Annotated in this window: 10 protein-coding genes, 1 tRNA gene and 1 pseudogene; 10 read left to right on the top strand and 2 right to left on the bottom strand. The window is 65.5% G+C overall.

What is annotated here, in order from left to right:
- Positions 1-225: 225 nt before the first annotated feature.
- Positions 226-2,139: a fructose-1,6-bisphosphatase gene (locus CAP13_RS09240; protein ID WP_085831301.1), complete on the bottom strand. Its 1,914-nt coding sequence runs from the start codon at positions 2,137-2,139 to the stop codon at positions 226-228.
- Between the two features lie 512 nt (positions 2,140-2,651).
- Here CAP13_RS09240 and CAP13_RS09245 point away from each other — a divergent pair.
- Positions 2,652-3,053, top strand: coding sequence for a GtrA family protein (locus CAP13_RS09245; protein ID WP_085831302.1), 402 nt, complete (start codon positions 2,652-2,654; stop codon positions 3,051-3,053).
- A gap of 481 nt (positions 3,054-3,534) precedes the next feature.
- On the opposite strand, the gene CAP13_RS09250 is transcribed toward CAP13_RS09245, so the two are convergent.
- A tRNA-Arg gene (locus tag CAP13_RS09250) sits at positions 3,535-3,611 on the bottom strand.
- 989 nt (positions 3,612-4,600) lie between these two features.
- Between CAP13_RS09250 and CAP13_RS09255 the strand changes: the two genes are divergently transcribed.
- The 9 genes and pseudogenes from CAP13_RS09255 to CAP13_RS09295 all read left to right on the top strand — a co-directional run.
- A complete protein-coding gene (locus tag CAP13_RS09255; protein ID WP_085831303.1) occupies positions 4,601-6,643 on the top strand; it encodes a fructose-specific PTS transporter subunit EIIC in 2,043 nt (680 codons plus the stop codon).
- Between the two features lie 200 nt (positions 6,644-6,843).
- Positions 6,844-7,107 carry an HPr family phosphocarrier protein gene (locus CAP13_RS09260; protein WP_085831304.1) on the top strand — a complete coding sequence of 88 codons (264 nt, stop codon included), beginning with the start codon at positions 6,844-6,846 and terminating at the stop codon, positions 7,105-7,107.
- A 117-nt stretch (positions 7,108-7,224) separates the two neighbouring features.
- A complete protein-coding gene (ptsP, locus tag CAP13_RS09265) occupies positions 7,225-8,928 on the top strand; it encodes a phosphoenolpyruvate--protein phosphotransferase (protein WP_085831305.1) in 1,704 nt (567 codons plus the stop codon).
- A gap of 85 nt (positions 8,929-9,013) precedes the next feature.
- Positions 9,014-9,946 (top strand): 1-phosphofructokinase family hexose kinase, encoded by a 933-nt coding sequence (locus CAP13_RS09270; protein WP_085831306.1) that lies wholly within the window; start codon positions 9,014-9,016, stop codon positions 9,944-9,946.
- Positions 9,947-10,050: 104 nt separating this feature from the next.
- Entirely contained in the window at positions 10,051-10,989 is a 939-nt protein-coding gene (locus tag CAP13_RS09275; RefSeq protein WP_085831307.1) for a 1-phosphofructokinase family hexose kinase, read from the top strand.
- A gap of 110 nt (positions 10,990-11,099) precedes the next feature.
- The gene (locus CAP13_RS09280; RefSeq protein ID WP_245798986.1) at positions 11,100-12,242 is read left to right on the top strand and encodes a C1 family peptidase; all 1,143 of its coding nucleotides are present in this window, start codon (positions 11,100-11,102) and stop codon (positions 12,240-12,242) included.
- Positions 12,181-12,774 (top strand): HD domain-containing protein, encoded by a 594-nt coding sequence (locus tag CAP13_RS09285; RefSeq protein WP_245798987.1) that lies wholly within the window; start codon positions 12,181-12,183, stop codon positions 12,772-12,774. Before CAP13_RS09280 ends, CAP13_RS09285 begins: the two co-directional genes overlap by 62 nt.
- A gap of 144 nt (positions 12,775-12,918) precedes the next feature.
- Positions 12,919-14,592 (top strand): ABC transporter substrate-binding protein, encoded by a 1,674-nt coding sequence (locus tag CAP13_RS09290; protein ID WP_245798988.1) that lies wholly within the window; start codon positions 12,919-12,921, stop codon positions 14,590-14,592.
- 99 nt (positions 14,593-14,691) lie between these two features.
- A pseudogene (locus CAP13_RS09295) lies at positions 14,692-16,092 on the top strand (C1 family peptidase); the annotation flags it as partial.
- Positions 16,093-16,272: the final 180 nt, after the last annotated feature.

The raw sequence follows: 16,272 nt of genomic DNA on the forward strand, positions 1-16,272 counted from the left end.
GGCATGCGGGTCCTTTGGCAGCCGTGTATAGACTCAGATCTGACATTTTCTACTAGGGGATCTCGCGGCACGTCACAAAGTGAGCGTTTGGCAAGGCGCGGCGCAGGGATAGATCGCACCCGGCTTACGTGCGGCCAAGATCCAGAGCCGTGCCTTGCCCGTCTCGTATCGCACCTGTCCAATCAGCGTTCAACGCCGCCGCATCCGATCCACACCTCACGCCCATCACCCGCGTTCCGGCAGCGCCCCCGTCCGATATGCGTCGAGTAGGCTCCTGAGATCATGGATCTGATCCCGAATCTCCTCGCCGGTGTCGGTGTCGCTCACCATGATCCGCTGTTCAACCGGGGCGAAGAAGTCGGTCTCGCTTTCGATGTCGAGGTTGCGGGCGAGTGCGTCCTCCACGCTCTTGAACGCCTCATGCGCCTTCAGGCGCATTCCGCGCGAGCTGTAGATGAGCGTGTACCCTGCGATGCCGGTTTTCGGCTGGTAGGCGCTGCAGAATCCGCCGTCGATGACGAGGAGCCGTCCGTTGGCCCTGATCGGGGATTCACCGCGGAGGGTCTTCACGGGGGTGTGCCCGTTGATGATGTGCCCGTCCTCAGGGATGAGGCCAAACTCGCGCATGATGCGCTCGCAGGGCCCCTCGTCGCGGGTGAGGGTGAAATAGGGGTCCATCGGCTCCACCCAGGTGCTCGTGTCCTCGATGTAGGAGCGCTCGAACGTTTTAACCAAACGGCCGCTCACCGGCGACTTGAACCCGATCCAGAGGTACCACATCCAGGCGAGGGCCTCCGTGTCGCGACCGCCCGAGCGCCAGGCCCGCCGAGCCATGTCGTCGCAGAAGTCGAGGTAGGCGCGGCCCGAGAGGCAGGTGTCCCCGCAGCGCATGGAGAAGAAGGTCCCGTCCTCGTTCATCGGCACGCATCCGTGGAAGAGCAGGTTCCCGTTGCGGGCGAGGTAGATCGAGCCGTGGCTGTAGAGGAAGTTCACATGGCGGCGCAGGTGGTCGCTGTCGCGGAACTCGGCGACGAGGCGGTCGACGATCCGCTGCTCATCGTCGGTGAGCGCATAAGGATCGGCCGGGTCGAGTGTGGGGAAGTCGCAGGTGGTGAGCGGCCAGTCGCACCCATCATCCAGGCGCACCGTCCCGGCGTCGAGGTCCATGCGCTCGAGCAGGAGGCGGTCGGCCATGTCCCATTCGGGATGCCGGCGAATCAACTGTCCTTCGAGCTTGAAGAGCAGCACGTTGATGGCCTTGATGAGCGGGGAGATCCGCTCGCCGTCTTGATAGGTGGCGTCCGCGAAGGCAACGAGCTCGCGCAGGGAGATGCCGTAGTCGTTCTCAAGGATCTCGTAGTTGCCGTAGCGCAGGTTGTTGCGGAGCACCGAGACGATGCAGGCGGCCTGGCCTGCGGCGGCCCCCATCCAGAGCATGTCGTGATTGCCCCATTGGATGTCGAGGAGGCCCTGGTGGGCGAGGAGGATGTCGAGGATCTTGGACGAGCCGCCGCCGCGGTCGTAGACGTCGCCGACAAGATGCAGGTGGTCCACGGCGAGGCGCTTAATGAGGGCGGCGAGCGAGCAGATGAAGTCCTCGGTCGCGTCGGTCTCAAGGATGCTCGCGATGATGCGGTCGTGGTAGCGCACGCGGTAGTTGCTCTCATCGGGATGCGTGTGCAGGAGCTCGTCGATGATGTAGGCGTAGTCGCGCGGGATCGCCTTGCGCACCTTGGAGCGGGTGTAGCGGCTCGAAAGCGCCCGGGTCACGGTGATGAGGTGGCCGAGGATCGCGCGATACCAGGTGGGGGAGTCGGCGTGTTGGGCGCGCTGGAGACGGAGCTTCTCGTGCGGATAGTAGATGAGGGTGCAGAGGTCTGCGCGGTCCGCCTCATCAACGGTCTCGCCGAGGATCAGCTCGACATGCTCGCGGATGACCCCTGAGCAGTTGTTCAGGATGTGCATGAAGGCCTCGTACTCGCCGTGGAGGTCGCTCATGAAGTGCTCGGTGCCCTTGGGCAGGTTCAGGATGGCCTGCAGGTTGATGATCTCGGTGAAGACCGCTTGCTCGGTGGGGAAGTGATGGGATAGGAGCTCCAGGTACTTCAGCGTCTGCTCGGAGCGGTCCTGTTGGGCCATGGAAACGTCCTCCTTGGGTGCGGTGTGCGCCGGATGGGGATGAGTATGGGCGGCGGGTACGGAGACGGTGTGGAGAGCGGAGATCATTCCGTGGACGGTCGAGATGTGCAGGTGATAGGTGCTATTTCCGATACCTCGGGCAGTTCTTTGCATTCTTTATGGACGATATGCGGAAACAGTGTGGACAGAAAGCGTCATGCCCGACAGGGTGTAGGGGCCTCCCTCGGAGCCGTCGGCGAGAAGGTGGACCGTCAACTCTGTTAGACGGGTGCAGGACCCCAGTTCGGTGTCGTGATCCAGGTGTCCATTCGGCGTCGATCTTTTGGAGAGGACGTGTCGGGGCGTCAGAAAGTTTATGGATGCCCTGGGGAGCGGGCTCCCCGGAGCCTGGACGGGTACGCTGGCTGACAACGTTTCAGGTGCCGCTCGCCGCAGCGGGCTAACCGATGGGCGGCGTGCTAGACTCCGGTCCGGTCTCGTCGCGGCATCGTTTCAAGGAGGTGCGGGACATCATGGGTGCCCTTATCAAGCAGATGGGGAAGTTCGGCGTCGTGGGCGTCATCGCGTTCCTCGTGGACTACCTGCTCATGATCGCGCTCAAGGAGCTCGCGGGCATGGATGCGGTCGTTGCTGCCGGCATCTCCTTCGTGGTGTCGCTCGTGGTGAACTACCTGCTTTCCATGAGCTTCGTCTTCGAACGCCGTGACGACCTCAGCCGTCGACGCGAGTTCGTGCTCTTCGTGGCGCTCTCCTGCGTGGGCCTCGCCATCAACGAGGCCTGCATGTGGCTGGGCACGGAGCTCGTCGGTGTGGATTACCGCCTGGTCAAGATCGCGGCGACGGCGGTGGTTATGGTCTGGAACTTCTGGTCGCGCAAGCACTGGCTGGAGGGCGATGCCAAAGCCGCTGCGTGACGGGGGAGATGGCCGTCTCCGGGTGCCGTCGATCGTATGTTTTACGCCTGTTTTCCGGGCGCCGCGGCCTGGTTGCGCACATGTCCGGAACCAGTGGCTAGCCCTCGGCGGGTCCCGCGGCCTGGTTGCGCGCCCACGTTCTGAGCCGGTGGTTGCGCTCTCTGTCGGTCTCGCGGCCTGGTCGTGCGCGAGCGTTCGGGAAAACGTACTTTGCACGCCAGTTTCAGGCAGATTCGCCTTCGGACGTCATTGAAAGTAGGTTTTGCCCTCGATTCCGCATCGCTCGGCTTGACCGTGGGAACGTCCGAAGCTGGCGGATGCGACCTCGGTGGATCCGCGGCCTAGACATCCGTACCTGCCAGAAAAACGCGCCTCGATCGTTTGTCCCAGGCGGGTCGGTGTGTCAGCCCGGAACATGCCGCAGAACACGCTGTCTAAAATAGAATGAGGCGCCCTTGCGAGCGCCCCACCTGCGGTTCCCTGGTGCGCCATGGCGGATTCGAACCGTCGACCTTGGGATTAGAAGTCCCCTGCTCTATCCAACTGAGCTAATGGCGCGTGCCGTCCGATTATAGCTCATGGATTCGCTGCCCATAGACGTCGGGGCCTCGGGTCGGCCGTGGGATTGGACCGTCTCGCGGCTGCCGCGCAGTCCCTGTCTGAGGGCCCCTATATACCCTTATGTAGTAGAAGTCCCACTTTTCACAAACTCGGTGCAAAAACATACTTTCGACGGCACTTGAAGGCAGATCTGCCTAGAACCGGCATGCAGAGTACGTTTTCCCAGACATGTGTGCGCGACTAGGCCGCGGGACCCACAGAGAGTGCAGCCGCTGGCTCCGGATGTGCGCGGGGCCAGACTGTGGAACCTGGAGAGCCAGGCAAACATACTTTCGGCGGCACCCGAAGGCGGATCTGCCTAAAACCGCCGAGCAAAGTACGTTTTCCCGAACATTCGCGCACGGCCAGGCTGCGGGACCCGCGAGGCAAAGACACCGGCTTCGGACATGTGTGCGGCCAGACTGTGGGACCTGGAAAACATACTTTCAATGACGCTTGAGAGGGGATCTGCCTAGAACCGCCGAGCAGAGTACGTTTTCCCAGGCATGTGTACACGACCAGGTTGCGTGAGCCAGAAATGAAGGGTAAAACGTATTTTCGACGGCATCCGGAGGCGGATCTGCCTGGGACCTGCGAGCAAAGTACGTTTTCCCGAACGTTCATGCACGGCCAGGCCGCGGGGACCCGCCGAAGACGAAGCCCCTGCCGTCTCAGGTATGGGCACGAGGGCAGGCCATACGAGTCCGAAAACCGCACACAGCCAGGCAGCTGCGCTCCCCATACCGAGAAACCGATGCCCGCCCGCCAACGCCAGAGCCCCGCCGCACGCCCAACCACCCGGCCACATCGCGTATCCGCCCAGCTAGGCCCCTGGTCAGCAGCGTAGCCTGATATGTGTGAAATTGATACCAAAATCATGGTATCCTCATGTGCGATTTCGTCGTGATCCGCGGCGAGGCATCTTGGGAAACGAAAGGGAGGTCTGTATGGCAGATACGTACGACATCATCGCGGCCACCGGTTGCCCTACGGGTATCGCACATACCTTTATGGCGAAGGAGGCCCTGGAGAAGGCCGCCGCCGAGCGTGGTCTCACCATCAAGGTCGAGACCCATGGCCAGGTGGGCGTCGAGAACGCGCTCACCCGCGACCAGATCGCCGGCGCCCGCGCCGTCGTGGTCGCGGCCGACAAGGACGTCCAGGTTGACCGCTTCGCCGGCAAGCCCCTGGTGAACGTCCCCGTCTCGAAGGCGCTGTCCGTCGAGGCGGCCGGTGAGCTCATCGACCGCGCGCTCTCCCAGAAGGGCGACGCCGCCGCTGCCGAGCGCGCCCAGGCGGAGCTCTCCGGCGGCGCTGAGGAGAAGGAGACCCTCGGTCACCAGCTCTACCGCCACCTCATGAACGGCGTGAGCCACATGCTCGTCTTCGTCGTCGCCGGCGGCGTGCTGACTGCGATCTCCTTCCTCTGGGGCATCACGAGCTTCGACTCCACCGCGGCCGACTACAACACCTTCGCGGCCCTGCTCAAGACCGTCGGCGGCATCGCCATGGGCCTCATGGTCCCGGTGCTCTCCGCCTACATCGCCGAGTCCATCGGCAAGCGCCCCGCGCTCGTCCCGGGCTTCGTGGCCGGTATGATCGCCATCCAGGGCCTGCCCGTCAGCGAGGCGACCGGCCTCATCGACGCCACCGGCGCCAGCGTGGGCTTCGGCTTCCTCGGCGGCATCATCGGCGGCTTCCTCGCCGGCTACGTGATCCTGCTCCTCGAGAAGGTCTTCAAGCCGCTGCCCGCCAACCTGAACGGGCTCAAGGCCATCTTCCTCTATCCGCTGTGCTCGACCTTCATCGTCGGTCTCATCATGCTCGGCATCTCCGGGCCCATGGTCACGATCAACACCGCGATGATGGACTTCCTGCGCGGCCTGCAGCACGCCGGCGCGATCCCGCTGGGTATCGCCATCGGCTGCATGTGCGCCTTCGACATGGGCGGCCCGGTCAACAAGGCCGCCTACGTGACGGGTACGCTGCTGCTCGGTGCCGGCCTTGAGGCCGGTGTGGGCACCGCCGCCTACAACGACGGCACCGCGTTCATGGCCGCCGTCTCGGCCGCCTGCATCGTGCCGCCGTTCGTGACCTCGTTCGCCACGATCTTCGGCAAGAAGTACTTCAGCCAGGAGGATCACGACGCCGGTCTCGTGAACATCATCCTCGGCGCCACCCACATCACCGAGGGCGCCATCCCCTTCATGACGAAGAACATCATCCCGGTCATGCCGATCATGATGCTCTCCTCCGCCATCGCCGCCGTCCTCACACTGCTCTTCGGCGTGCACGTGCCGGCGCCCCACGGCGGCTTCCTCGTGCTCCCCGTGGTCGACGGCGCCCTTCAGTGGGTTCTCGCGATCCTCATCGGCTCCGTCGTGGGCGGCGTCCTCTTCCTGGCCTTCAAGCGCTATGAGTATCAGAAGGCGCAGGTTGAGGAGGCCGGTGCCGCCGAGCCTGTCACCGAGCCCGCCTCTGCCCCCGCCGCCGAGCAGGCCCCGGCCGCTGCTGAGCCCGCTCCCGCCCCGGCCGCGTCGGACTTCGTCAAGCCCGAGCTCGTCTTCCCGGGCCAGGACTTCGAGACCCGCGACGAGGCCCTCTCCTTCATCTCGAACGAGGCCGTGAAGGCCGGGGTCGCCACCGACGCCGACGACCTGATGGCCGCCTTCCTGAAGCGTGAGGGCGAGGGATCCACCGGCATGATGGACGGCTTCGCGATCCCGCATGCGAAGTCCTCCGCCGTGGCGGAGGCCGCGGTCATCGTCGTGAAGGACGAGTCCGGTGTGGGCTCATGGGACACCATGGATTCCCAGCCCGTGAACGTGGCCATCGCCCTGCTCATCCCCGATGCCGAGGCGGGCACCACCCACCTCAAGCTCCTCTCCAAGGTCGCTGAGGCCCTGATGGACGAGGACTTCCGCACGACGGTCAAGCAGGAGGCCGATCCAGCCCTCATCGCCGCCGCCATCAACGCGCGCCTCGTCTAGATCGACGCGCTGAGCACAAACTGCCCGAGCACGCGCCGGGGCCCTGTGATTCGGGGTCCCGGCGCGTTCGTGTCGCCCTCGCGAACGTGCACAGCGCAATCGTACTTCTGGGCGGTTTCGCCCAGCGGATGCGCTAGAATATGCGACGTACCGTATCGTGCGCGCGGAGAAGCTGCGGGCATGTAGCAAAGGAGACAGGTATGGTTTCGGATAAGGCAACGCTCGTCAACCCCCAGGGTCTTCACATGCGTCCCGCCGGCCTCTTCGCGTCCACCATGGGCAAGTTCGCCAGCGATGTGACCATCGTCGCCCCTGACAAGGAGGTCAACGGCAAGAGCCCCATGGCGCTCATGGCCGCCGGCATCCCCTGCGGTACCGAGGTCGAGGTTCGCGCTGACGGTCCGGACGAGCAGGAGGCCCTCGCCGCCGCCATCGAGCTCATCAAGAGCGGTCTGGGCGAGTAGTCAAGGTGGCCTGATCAACAAGGTGACTGTATGGGAGGCGTCTGCTCGTGGAGGGCGGACGCTTTCTTTTACCGTGTCGCGCATAGCGGCACGGGTGCATGGGAGAGAGGATTGGGAATGTACGAGGGAGTCAACGCATCCGAGGGCATCGGCATCGGCACCGTCATGGTCGCCGTCGACCCCGACCTGTCGTTCGAGGCGCATCAGGTCGACGACCCGGCCGCCGAGAAGGAGCGCTACCAGGCCGCGCTCAGCGTCTTCTGCGAGAAGACCCAGGCCCAGGCAGACCACATGAAGGAGACCGTGGGCGAGGCCGAGGCTGAGATCATGTCCGGCCACATCCTGCTCGCCCAGGACCCGGGCATGACGGATCAGATCAACGGCATGATCGACGGAGGCTCCTGTGCCGAGCAGGCCCTCGTCGAGACGAGCACCATGTTCGAGAACATGTTCCTCTCGATGGATGACGAGATGTTCCGCCTGCGTGCCGCTGACATCGCCGACATCCGCACCGGCATCCTGGCAGAGCTCCTCGGCAAGGAGGTCATCGACCTCTCCGTCCTGCCCGCCGACACCGTCATCGCAGTGCACGACCTGACCCCGTCCATGACGGCCACCATCGACCATGAGCACGTGGCCGGCATCGTCACCGAGACGGGCGGCCGCACCTCGCACTCGGCGATCATCGCCCGCGCCCTGGAGATCCCCGCGGTCCTCTCCGTGCCCGGGATCTGCTCGGCGCTTGCGAATGGCATGACCTGCATCGTCGACGGCACCAAGGGCGTCGTCGTGCCTGACCCGGACGAGGAGACCCTCAACGGGTACCGCGAGCGCGCCGCCGCGCTCGTGGCCGAGAAGGAGGCCCTCGAGGCCTTCCGCGGCAAGGAGAGCGTGACCGCCGACGGTATCAAGAAGATCGTGGCCGCCAACATCGGCAGCCCGGATGACGTCGAGGCCGCCCTCGCGCACGACGCCGAGGCCATCGGCCTCTTCCGCTCCGAGTTCCTCTTCATGGACGCCAAGGAGCTCCCCTCCGAGGAGGACCAGTTCAAGGCCTATCGCACGGTCGCCGAGGCCCTGAAGGGCGCCCCCGTCATCATCCGCACCCTCGACGTGGGCGGCGACAAGGCTATTCCCTACCTCAACATGCAGGAGGAGGAGAACCCCTTCATGGGGTACCGCGCCGTGCGCTACTGCCTGGACAACGCCGATCAGTACAAGGTCCAGCTTCGCGCCCTCCTGCGCGCGAGCGCCTTCGGCGACGTGAAGATCATGGTTCCGCTCGTCACCTGCGTTGAGGAGATCCGCCAGGTCAAGGTCCTCGTTGAGGAGTGCAAGGCCGAGCTCGACGCCCAGGGCGTCGCGTTCAACCGCGACATCGAGGTCGGCATCATGATGGAGACCCCCGCCGCGGCGAACATCGCCGACCTCCTGGCGAAGGAGTCCGCGTTCTTCTCCATCGGCACCAACGACCTCACGGGCTACACCATGGCCGCCGACCGCGGCAACGACCGCGTCGGCTACCTCTACAGCTGGTACTACCCGGCGGTGCTCCGTTCCATCAAGAACATCATCGAGAGCGGCGTCGCGGCGGGTATCATGGTAGGGATGTGCGGTGAGGCCGCAGCCGACCCGCTGCTCGATCCGCTGCTGATCTCCTGGGGCATGGAGGAGTTCTCGATGTCCGCGCCGAGCATCCTGCGCGCCCGCAAGACCATCTCGCAGTGGACGAAGGCGGAGGCCGACGAGCTCGCCGAGCGCGCGCTGGCCTGCGCCACCGCTGAAGAGGTCAAGGCCGTGCTCGAGGCGGCTGCCCGCTAGTCCTCGTTCGCCGCACCTGCTACCGGACCGCCCCGTGCGCGAGGGGGCCCGTCGCCATAGTCGCAAGATCTTTTGGAGGCATTGCATGTTCTACACCCTGACTGCCAACCCCGCAGTCGACATGACCACCTCGTGCGTGGGCCTCGAGCCCGACGAGAACGTCCGCACCACCGGTGCGAGCTACACCGCCAACGGCAAGGGCCTTGACGTCAGCTACGCTCTGAAGAAGTTCGGCATCGACTCCGTGGCCCTCGGCTTCTTCGCCGGTTTCACGGGCAAGTTCATCGTCGAGGAGACCATGAACCTGGGCTGCCTTTGCCGCCCGGTCTGGATCGACGGCATCACGCGCATCAACTGCTACATCAACGACGGCGAGCATGAGTACGGCATCCTGAACCCCGGCCCCGCGCTCACGCCCCAGAGCGAGGAGGAGCTCTACCGCATCCTCGACACCGCCGGCGACCTCGACTGCCTCGTGGTCTCGGGCTCCCTGCCGCCCCGCGTCTCCAAGGACTTCCTTGACAAGGTCGTCGACCATGCGCAGGCCCGCGGCGCCGAGGTGGTCCTCGACCTCTCCAGCTCGAAGCTGCGCGACCTCGCTCACAAGAAGCCGCTGCTCATCAAGCCGAACCACCATGAGATGGCCGAGATCTACGGTATCAAGATCGACACCGATGACGACGCCCGCCGCGCGCTGGCGCTCGCGCATGAGTCCGGTGTCCAGAACGTGCTCCTCACCATGGGCAGCCGCGGCAGCGCCTACTTCTCCAACGGCGAGGATATCTGGTACGCCAAGCGCGAGTTCAACATCAAGCTCGTGTCCTCCGTCTGCGCCGGCGACTGCACGCTCGCGGCCTTCCTCAACAAGTGGTTCAAGGACCGCGACAACGTGGAGGAGGCCCTGAAGCTGGCCCTCGCCACGGGTGCGAACGTCGCCGAGAGCCAGGGCCTGGGCGACTTCGGCCACGTCGACGAGTACAGCAAGCGTATCGCCGTGCGCAAGCTCCCGCGCGCTTAACCGGACGCGCTTCTTCACCGCGCCTATTCCGAGAGGCCGCTCCAACTCGGGGCGGCCTTTCTCGTGTCGGTTCCCCTGCAGCCCATCGCCTGAAGGAGGCTTCCATGATCTACACGCTGACAGCGAACCCCGCCATCGACTACAACATCGCGAGCGACGGCCTCGAGCCGAATCGCGTCACCCGCACGCGGGATGCCGTGTACACGCCGAACGGCAAGGGTTTGAACGTGAGCTTCACCCTCGCGCACTACGGCGTCCCCACGACGATCCTCGGTTTCTTCGCCGGGTTCTCGGGAAAGTTCATCGTCGAGGGTGCCGAGGCCGCGGGCGTGCCCGTCAAGCCCGTCTGGACGGAGGGCATCACCCGGGTGAACGTCTTCCTGAACGCCGGCCCCGACACCGAGTACAACATGGTGAACGCGGGCGCGGCCGTGACACCCGATGACGAGGCGGCCCTGTACGAGCTCCTCGAGGGTCTGGACGACCTCACCTGCCTCGTGATCTCGGGCTCCCTGCCCCCCAACACCTCTGAGGACTTCCTGAACCAGGTCATCTCCCGCGTGAAGGCGAAGGGCGCCGAGTTCGTGCTTGACATCTCCTCGCCAAAGCTCGCCGAGCTCACGGCCGAGGGTCCGCTGCTGATCAAGCCCAATGACGACGAGCTGCGCGACATCTTCGGCATCGAGGTCTCGGGCGAGGACGATGCGTCGGTGGCCGCCGCCATGCGCGAGCTCCACGCCCGCGGCGTCAAGAACGTCCTGCTCACCCTCGGTGGCGCAGGCGCCTATTTCTCGAACGGCGAGCGGCTCTGGTTCGCGAAGCGCACCTTCGAGGTCAATCTCGTGTCCACGGTCTGCGCCGGCGACTCCTCGCTCGCCGCCTTCCTCTCCGTTTGGCATGACAACCCCGCTGAGGTGGAGCGGGCACTCCGCCTCTCGATGGCGACCGGCGCGAACGTGGTGGAATGCCCGGGTCTCGGTGATTTCGCCCGCGTCGAGGAGTACCAGAAGGGGATCCTCGTCCGCGAGGTCGAGGCACGCTAGCGCAGACGCGCCGCTTTCGTGCGGTGCAGTCCGAGTATTTTACATCGGCGTCAGACGGATAGGCTCAGGGACATATGAGCCTACCCGTCTTCGTTTCAAAGGAGTTCACCATGAGCACATCCCAGGCCATCCCCGCAGACCTCACCGAGCGCGCGCACGCGGCGTTCGTCCAGAGCCGCGCCGACCTCATCGCCCGCAACGCCGTCACCGCGTCGGGCATCCGCTCCGCCGCCCGTGACGTCGATGCCGCGGCCGCAGCCACCGCCACCTTCGACATCCAGCTCGAGCAGGGCGGGCCTACCGACCAGAAGCGCTCCGGCCGCTGCTGGATGTTCGCGAGCCTGAACACGATGCGCTTCCGCGTCATGAAGAAGCTCGGGGTCAAATCCTTCGAGCTCTCTCAGGCCTACCCGCTGTTCTGGGACAAATACGAGCGCGCCAACTGGTTCTTCGAGAACGTGATTGCGAGCGCTGCGGAGCCGCTCGCCGGCCGCGAGGTCGCCTTCCTGCTCACCGATCCGCTCTGCGACGGCGGGCAGTGGGACATGTTCCGTTCGCTCGTGAAGAAGTACGGCGTGGTTCCGAAAGAGGCCATGCCCGAGACGGCCTCCTCCTCGAACACCGGGGATCTCAACAAGTACCTGACGCGGTACCTGCGCTCCGGCGCGAAGCGCCTGCGCGACGCGGCGGCTGCCGGTGCCGGGTCGGATGAGCTCGCCGGCATCAAGGCCGAGCTGCTCCAAGGCGTCTACCGTGCGCTTGCCATCAGCCTCGGCGAGCCGCCCGCCCGCTTCGATGTTCGCATCCGCGATGAGAAGAACGAGCTGAAGGCCAGCGGGACCTACACGCCGCTCGAGTTCTTCCGCGAGTTCGTCGACATGGACCTCGACGCCTACATCTCCATCATCAATGCGCCCACGGCAGACAAGCCCTACCTGCGCTCCTACACGGTGAAGTACCTAGGCAACGTGATCGAGGACGGCGGCGTGCACTATGTGAACCTGCCGATCGAGTCGCTGCGACGCGTGGCGGTCGCCCAGATCAAGGACGGTCTCCCGGTCTGGTTCGGTTCCGACGTCGACCAGGGGTTCCTCCGCGATGACGGTGTGCTCGACCCGGCCGCCCTCGACATCGACGCCCTCTTCGACCTGNATCTTCGACGTCTACCGGCACACCGCGCAGGTTCTCAAGGTGGCAGAGGACGGTTCTTCCCCTTGTCCACCCTCGCTTGCCTGGGCGGCGCTGCTTCATGACATAGCGAAGCCCGCGACCTTCACCGTGGATGAGGAGGGGCGAGGGCACTTTTTCGGGCATCCTGAGCGCGGCGCCGAGCTGTCCCGGAAGATCATGCGCCGACTCGCCCTGCCCGAGGCCTTGGTGCGCGACGCCTGCCTGCTCATTCGCTACCATGATCGGCCGCTCCGCGATGAGCCGGCGAGCCTGCTCGGCCAGATGCGCCTCCTATCCGGCTGCGGTGCGGATGCCGCGCCCCTCATGGATCTTCTCCTCGATCTCAAGCGCGCGGACGCGTTGGGAAAGGCCCCGGGCTGCTTCTCCTACGTCGATGAGATCGAGCGCATGCGGGCGACGGCCCATGCGCTCATAGCCTCCGGTGCGGCATGGAGCCTGAAGACCCTGGCGCTTTCCGGCGCCGACCTGATCCAAGCGGGGATCGCACCAGGTTCTGAGATCGGACTCCTGCTCAACAAAGCGTTGGACGCCCAGATCGCGGGCGGGGTTGAGAACGAGCGAGGCGCGCTCCTGACCCATCTGGGCCTTGGATAGGGCCCAACCCGAGTTGGTCTTACAGGCGTAATTTCGTTGCGTGACCGCTGCCGGTGGGGTATCATCCTCGAATAACACTATTTGCGAGTATCGTAACACCGTTCTCAGATAGACGGGGCGGCTCGCAGGGAGCGGAGGAGCGCGATGGCAAAGCGGAACGACGGGGCGTGGCAGGCGTTGGCGGCATCGGGGATGCATCCGCTCTCGCGTCGGAGCCTGATCGCGGGGACCGCAGCCCTCGCTGCGACAGGGACGCTCGCGGCGTGCGGGGCCTCCGGCGGGTCTGCGGACGGCGGCTCTGACGCGGTCGATTCCAAGCACCAGGTCACCATCGCCATGAGCACGTCGAATGAGCCCGAGGGCGGGTTTGACCCCTGCGTCTCCTGGGGCTGCGGCGAGCATGTGCACGAGCCGCTCATCCAGTCCACGCTCGTCACCACCGACCACGACATGAACTTCGTGAACGACCTCGCGACCGAGTACGGGGTGTCGGCGGATGGCCTCACCTGGAGTTTCACGATTCGCACGGACGCCGTCTTCTCCGATGGCACGCCGCTCACCGCACGCGACGTCGCCTTCACGGTGAACACGATCCGAGAGAGCGGGAACGCGCAGGCCGACCTGTCGATGGTGACGTCGGCCGAGGCGCTCTCCGACACGCAGGTGGAGATCCACCTGTCCAAGCCCTACAATGTGCTGCTCTACACCCTGGCCGTCATGGGCATCGTCCCCGAGCACGCCTACGGGTCCGATTACGGCTCGAATCCGGTGGGCTCCGGGCGCTACCGCCTCGTGCAGTGGGACCGCGGCCAGCAGGCGATCTTCGAGGCGAACCCCACCTACTACGGCGAGGAGCCCACGATCAAGCGCTTCACCGTGGTGTTCATGGCCGAGGACGCGGCGCTCGCGGCAGCGCGCGCGGGCCAGGTCGATATAGCCTACACCTCGGCCACCTTCGCCGACCAGACGGTCGACGGCTACCGACTCGCCTCATATGAGTCGGTTGACTCCCGCGGCATCAACCTGCCAGTCATCGCGTCGGGCTCGACGCGCACGGGCGACGACGGCACGGTCTACGCTGCCGGCAACGATGTGACGGCGCATCTCGAGATCCGCCGGGCCATCAACCTCGCCATCGATCGCGACGCCATGATAGAGCACGTTCTCGGCGGCCACGGCCGCGCGGCGTACAGCATCGGCGACGGCCTTCCCTGGGCGAGCGCCGATATGCGCGTGGAGACCGACCGCACCGCGGCCCGCACCCTGCTTGAGCAGGCGGGCTGGACGCTCTCGGGTGATGTCTACCGCAAAGGCGACCTCGCCGCGGAGCTGACCCTCTACTACCCGTCGAGCGATTCGGTGCGTCAGGCCATGGCGAACGAGTTCTCCAACCAGATGGCCGAGATCGGCATCAAGGTGACCACGAGCGGACAGGGATGGGACGACATCTACCCGCACCAGTTCAGCGACCCGATCATGTGGGGCTGGGGCTCAAACGCGCCTTCCGACGTCTACGAGCTGAACTACTCCACGGGCACGATGAACTTCGCCTGTTACGAGAGCGAGACCACGGACGCCTACCTCGACGCCGCACTGGCCGCCTCCGACGTATCCGCCTCCTATCCGCTGTGGCAGCGCGCCGAGTGGGACGGCACCGAGGGCATCGCGCCCCAGGGTGCGGCGACTTGGGCGTGGTTCGCCAACGTCGACCACCTGTACTGGGTGCGCGAGGGGCTGAACGTGGCCGAGCAGAAGCTGCAGCCGCATGGGCACGGTTGGTCGATCGTGAACGATATCAACACCTGGAGCTGGGACTAGATGGCAGACGATGCCTTCGCGGCCACAGCGGCGCCGGCTCGCGCGCGGTTCCGCCTGCCCGCCGCCGTGCGCGGTCTCATCCGCTTCGCGAGCCTGNTCGAGGTGACCACGTTCCGGGTGGACGGGTTCTACACCGACGGCCGCCATCCCGAGGACGTGCGCTTCTCTGAGAGCGTCGAGGAGGATCTCGCCCGCCGGGACTTCACCGTGAACGCGATGGCTTGGCATCCCGCCCGCGGCCTGCTCGACCGCTTCGGGGGCCGGGAGGACCTCGACCGCAGTCTCATACGCGCGGTGGGGGAGCCCGAGCGCCGGTTCTCCGAGGATGCCCTGAGGATGCTCCGCGTTGTGCGTTTCGCCTGCCGCCTCGGCTTCACCATCGAGCCCGCGACGGCTGCGGCGGCGGCCACCCTGGCGCCGCGCCTCGANTCCTTCGAGCTCTCTCAGGCCTACCCGCTGTTCTGGGACAAATACGAGCGCGCCAACTGGTTCTTCGAGAACGTGATTGCGAGCGCTGCGGAGCCGCTCGCCGGCCGCGAGGTCGCCTTCCTGCTCACCGATCCGCTCTGCGACGGCGGGCAGTGGGACATGTTCCGTTCGCTCGTGAAGAAGTACGGCGTGGTTCCGAAAGAGGCCATGCCCGAGACGGCCTCCTCCTCGAACACCGGGGATCTCAACAAGTACCTGACGCGGTACCTGCGCTCCGGCGCGAAGCGCCTGCGCGACGCGGCGGCTGCCGGTGCCGGGTCGGATGAGCTCGCCGGCATCAAGGCCGAGCTGCTCCAAGGCGTCTACCGTGCGCTTGCCATCAGCCTCGGCGAGCCGCCCGCCCGCTTCGATGTTCGCATCCGCGATGAGAAGAACGAGCTGAAGGCCAGCGGGACCTACACGCCGCTCGAGTTCTTCCGCGAGTTCGTCGACATGGACCTCGACGCCTACATCTCCATCATCAATGCGCCCACGGCAGACAAGCCCTACCTGCGCTCCTACACGGTGAAGTACCTAGGCAACGTGATCGAGGACGGCGGCGTGCACTATGTGAACCTGCCGATCGAGTCGCTGCGACGCGTGGCGGTCGCCCAGATCAAGGACGGTCTCCCGGTCTGGTTCGGTTCCGACGTCGACCAGGGGTTCCTCCGCGATGACGGTGTGCTCGACCCGGCCGCCCTCGACATCGACGCCCTCTTCGACCTGCCGATCGAGGCGGGGCTCGACAAGGCCGCGCGTCTCGACTACGGCGAGTCCCTGATGACGCATGCCATGACGCTTCAAGGTGTCAACCTCGGTGAGGACGGCGAGCCCACCCGGTGGCGCGTCGAGAACAGCTGGGGTGAGGAGCATGGCAAGAAGGGCTACGACATCGCCTCCGCCGCATGGTTCGACGAGTACGTCTACCAGGTGGTCGTCGACAAGAAGTACCTGACGCCCGAGGAGCTTGCAGCCTACGAGTCCGAGCCCATCGAGCTCGCGCCCTGGGATCCCATGGGTGCGCTGGCGTAACGGGAGCCGCCTGCGTTGCCGGCACGGGCCCGCCCCGTGCCGGCGCAGCCACGCGGCTGCCAAGCAGCCTTTATACTGGATGCCATGGAATATAGCGATGCACAACTGAGAGGGAGTCACCCGGGGACGGCGGCCCTGCGTGTCCTCACCGTCCTCGAGTCGGCGGGCGGAGAGGCGTGG

Source organism: Collinsella vaginalis, from assembly GCF_900176655.1.
GTDB classification, from domain to species: domain Bacteria; phylum Actinomycetota; class Coriobacteriia; order Coriobacteriales; family Coriobacteriaceae; genus Collinsella; species Collinsella vaginalis.

Coding starts and splice junctions, on each gene's coding strand:
- CAP13_RS09240 (WP_085831301.1), bottom strand. CDS start 2,139: ATGGCCCAACAGGACCGCTCCGAGCAGACGCTGAAGTACCTGGAGCTC.
- CAP13_RS09245 (WP_085831302.1), top strand. CDS start 2,652: ATGGGTGCCCTTATCAAGCAGATGGGGAAGTTCGGCGTCGTGGGCGTC.
- CAP13_RS09255 (WP_085831303.1), top strand. CDS start 4,601: ATGGCAGATACGTACGACATCATCGCGGCCACCGGTTGCCCTACGGGT.
- CAP13_RS09260 (WP_085831304.1), top strand. CDS start 6,844: ATGGTTTCGGATAAGGCAACGCTCGTCAACCCCCAGGGTCTTCACATG.
- ptsP (WP_085831305.1), top strand. CDS start 7,225: ATGTACGAGGGAGTCAACGCATCCGAGGGCATCGGCATCGGCACCGTC.
- CAP13_RS09270 (WP_085831306.1), top strand. CDS start 9,014: ATGTTCTACACCCTGACTGCCAACCCCGCAGTCGACATGACCACCTCG.
- CAP13_RS09275 (WP_085831307.1), top strand. CDS start 10,051: ATGATCTACACGCTGACAGCGAACCCCGCCATCGACTACAACATCGCG.
- CAP13_RS09290 (WP_245798988.1), top strand. CDS start 12,919: ATGGCAAAGCGGAACGACGGGGCGTGGCAGGCGTTGGCGGCATCGGGG.